The sequence below is a fragment of the Providencia sp. JGM181 genome (assembly GCF_018257375.1).
In the GTDB taxonomy this organism is placed as follows: Bacteria; Pseudomonadota; Gammaproteobacteria; order Enterobacterales; family Enterobacteriaceae; genus Providencia; species Providencia lanzhouensis.
Genome location: NZ_JAERJY010000247.1, coordinates 1 through 1,937, shown reverse-complemented (window position 1 = coordinate 1,937; position 1,937 = coordinate 1). Strand labels below are relative to the sequence as shown.

Annotated in this window: 3 protein-coding genes; 2 read left to right on the top strand and 1 reads right to left on the bottom strand. The window is 34.3% G+C overall.

The window, feature by feature from the left end:
* The first annotated feature begins 263 nt into the window (after positions 1–263).
* Positions 264–701, top strand: a complete 438-nt coding sequence (locus JK188_RS17215) for a universal stress protein (protein WP_132495754.1) — start codon at positions 264–266, stop codon at positions 699–701.
* A gap of 60 nt (positions 702–761) precedes the next feature.
* Here JK188_RS17215 and eco read toward each other — a convergent pair whose 3' ends face one another.
* Positions 762–1,238 (bottom strand): serine protease inhibitor ecotin, encoded by a 477-nt coding sequence (gene eco / locus JK188_RS17210; RefSeq protein WP_036951124.1) that lies wholly within the window; start codon positions 1,236–1,238, stop codon positions 762–764.
* Between the two features lie 265 nt (positions 1,239–1,503).
* Between eco and JK188_RS17205 the strand changes: the two genes are divergently transcribed.
* On the top strand, positions 1,504–1,716 hold the full coding sequence (locus JK188_RS17205; RefSeq protein WP_036951125.1) for a DUF465 domain-containing protein: 213 nt from the start codon (positions 1,504–1,506) through the stop codon (positions 1,714–1,716).
* The last annotated feature ends 221 nt before the right edge of the window (positions 1,717–1,937 follow it).

Below are 1,937 nucleotides of genomic sequence, written 5' to 3'. Positions count from 1 at the left end.
ATTGTAAATAATTGATTATATTGATTGAGAATGGTTATTCTTTATTTTTCTATCCTTGATAAGATAAAAAGCCATAATCAGATAAAAGCTATAAAGAAAAGATATTCATAACTAGCCTATCCCCTATTATAGCTAGAGTGTAGATTTATCTTTATTAGATAACCATGCTCCTGTGAATTCAATATCACAAAATCATAAGTGTAATATGACTTATAAAATGATAGGTATATAATAAAATGAAAATAACAAATGAAGAGGTGGCTATGTATAAGAAAATATTGGTTCCTATTGATCTGTTAGAAGATGATTTAAATTCAAATATCATCAAACATGTGGAAGATTTGGCAACATTAGGTAAGCCTGAGATTCACTTCTTCTCAGTGATCCCAAGTGTAGAACTATTTTTTGGTATTGAAGTCGCTATCTTACCTGAAAGCCATAAAAACTCGGCTGAGCGTGCAACACTCGCAATGCGGGCATTAGAAGAAGTGATCAAAGATACTAAAATTCCAAGTTCTCAAATTACATGTCAAGTGAGTATTGGTTCAGCAAAAGACGAAATTTTAGATTACGCAAAAACCATTAATGCCGACCTAATTGTCGTCGGTTCTCATCATCCAAGCACATCCACTTATTTATTAGGTTCGACTGCATCCGCCATTGTGCGTCATGCGCAAACCTCAGTATTTGTCGTTCGTTAATCTAAAGCTTACAAAATAAAAATGCCGCATCATAGAAAACTGACGCGGCATTTTAATGCATTATTTCTTAACAGAGTTCATTAATTTATCGTCTGTCGACCAAATGCGGTATTTCACTTCCATATCTTTTGGCGCATAAACAACAATTGGGAGTTTGCTGTTATAACGAACAAATGCTTCATCACCTAATTGAGTGGTAATAAAGCGGTCTTTTGCAGGTTCGCTACAAGCCATCATTGTTGAGGCAGGTCCTTTGACTTCGTCTAATTTGTAGTAGTTATATCCCCAACCCTCTAAGGTTTTTTCTTCTAAGTCACCCATAAACCATTGGCGATTACAATCTGCTTTAATGGTTTTTCCGATAACCAGCTCAACCATGTAGTCATATTCATTTTGCTGAGTATCAAGCTGGATCACATGACGAGTCATACCAGATTCTGCTTTCGGGTAAGGCGCGATCTTTCCTAAATCTTCAGTCGCCATTGCACAAGAAGACACTGCTACCGCAGCCATTACAGACAAAATCGCTTTTTTCATCATAAAATTCCTATTGGTAAAAAAATAACAACATTAAAAACTAGGGTTTGATACATAGTAGGTCAATTCAACCACTTTAATCACTATAGATGATTCTTAATTACAAAAATATAGATAACTCATTAATCCTTTAGTGATAATACTTAATATTAGTATAAGGATCATAAAATTAATAAAAATTATGTAAATCCGCCCCATCCATATGTACATAAAACAATCAATGGTTATACTGAAAGTGAGGCTTAATTCATTATGAGGAGGTAGTATGTTATCTGCTGATCAAGATTTAGTTTCACAATTAATCTCCACACATCCCCGCTTTCAATCTCTATATGAGAAGCATCACCAGTTAGATAAAGAAATTAGCAAGCTCGAAGGTCCTTCAGGTGCCGGCTATAACGAACAGGTTGCCAAACTTAAAAAAGAAAAACTGCATCTAAAAGATGAAATGCAGAGAATAATGCAAACCAGTCGATAAGGTGCCTTTAAACTGCAGCTAATCTTACTTTATCAAATACATTGGGGTCTTAGCTTCAATGCATTAGGCTCCAATAAGTTAGCTACAACACAATTGGTGATAATACAGTGTTAATGGCATAAGAAATTTCTCTTATGCCATTTTTGCTATTAATGGGGGAAAAATGCTTTTATATTGATTTAAGCGCCTATAAATAGTTGCCATAAAGATATATATTAAAT

What these genes read in the sequence shown, in the direction of transcription:
- JK188_RS17205 (WP_036951125.1), top strand. Translation starts at nt 1,504, where the DNA reads ATGTTATCTGCTGATCAAGATTTAGTTTCACAATTAATCTCCACACAT.
- eco (WP_036951124.1), bottom strand. Translation starts at nt 1,238, where the DNA reads ATGAAAAAAGCGATTTTGTCTGTAATGGCTGCGGTAGCAGTGTCTTCT.
- JK188_RS17215 (WP_132495754.1), top strand. Translation starts at nt 264, where the DNA reads ATGTATAAGAAAATATTGGTTCCTATTGATCTGTTAGAAGATGATTTA.